Below are 1,227 nucleotides of genomic sequence, written 5' to 3'. Positions count from 1 at the left end.
GACAACGTCCTATGTTGGGAAGCAGCGGCGGGAACAGGCCAGCAGATCTCGTTGCGCCGAATGTGATCGGCGCTGATGATTTTATGATCCAGATGGCTTCCATCGTCAAGGAAGGCGCTCTCGGCCATAGCAAACATAGGATCCATCGATCATCGGGATCGTGGTCCTCACCGTCCTTAAGATGAGATACGCATGCCAGATGGAAGGCCCGAACATTATCTACAGGGTCGCCGTAGCGCCCTCACGGCACAGCAGAGAGGGGTCCTTCCATCTGGTGTCCGCCCGTTCGACGAACGGGCGGTACTCGGTTCCCGTCTTGATGACGGCGTGCACGACGCGCGCCATCTTGGCGGTGAGAGCGGTCATCGCCTTGCGGCGGCGATCGGGGTCGTCGGCATGGCCATCGACATAGCGGGAGAGCTTGTCACGGAAGCTGTTGTTGGGTTGTCGGATCGCGACCTGCGTTGCCATCCAGAAGGTGCGTCGCAGCCGGGCATTGCCGTACTTTGATAGCTTCGTCCGCCCCCGAAATATCCCTGACTGGTAGGTAGCGAGGTCGAGGCCGCAGAACTTGAGGAACTGGCGATGGTGGCTGAACCGGCGCAGATCGCCGGCCTCGGCCAGGATCGTCAGGGCGTTGATCGGACCGATACCGGGGATCATGCGCAGGAGCTGATAATCGCTGTTCGTCGCCAGCGCGTCATGGGCGATCCGCTCGATCTCGTTACGCTGCTGAATCAGGGTGCGTGCCTGGGCGATGACCATGCGGAACATGGCGACCGCCGTGGAATCTTCGTCGATCGGCAGCGCGATCGATGCACAGGCGGTCTCGTAAATATCGTTGACCACCCGGGCCTTGGAGACCTTGCGACCGATCAGCGGCCAGGCCTGTTCGGTGAACGCCTCGCGTCCGATCGAGGTGATGCTGCCCGGCGTCGGGAAGCGTTCGATCAACGCCAGGAACCAGTCGGACCGGCTGTTGCCGGCGAAACGCTCGATCTCCGGAAAATACAGTGGCAGATAATGCGTGAGGATCCGATGCCAGGTCTGGGTCTTCGCCTTCGATATGGCTTCATGCGTCTTCGACATCTCCTGCAGATCGTTGATCCCTGCCGCCAGCGGATCGACATAGCGCTGGGTCGCGCCGATCTTCAGCATGTGCAGGATGACTTGCGCGTCCTTGGAATCATTCTTGTCCCAGCCATTGTGCAGCGCTTCGCGTGTCCG

At 60.6% G+C, this 1,227-nt stretch carries 1 pseudogene; it reads right to left on the bottom strand.

Features of this window, described 5'->3' with window-relative positions:
- Positions 1 to 215: 215 nt before the first annotated feature.
- A pseudogene (locus L0963_RS19570) lies at positions 216 to 1,227 on the bottom strand (IS110 family transposase); the annotation flags it as partial.

Source organism: Sphingopyxis sp. NFH-91, assembly GCF_021401285.1.
Lineage (GTDB): Bacteria > Pseudomonadota > Alphaproteobacteria > Sphingomonadales > Sphingomonadaceae > Sphingopyxis > Sphingopyxis terrae_A.
Note: the sequence above shows the minus strand (reverse complement) of the source record. Positions and strands in the feature narration are given on the sequence as shown.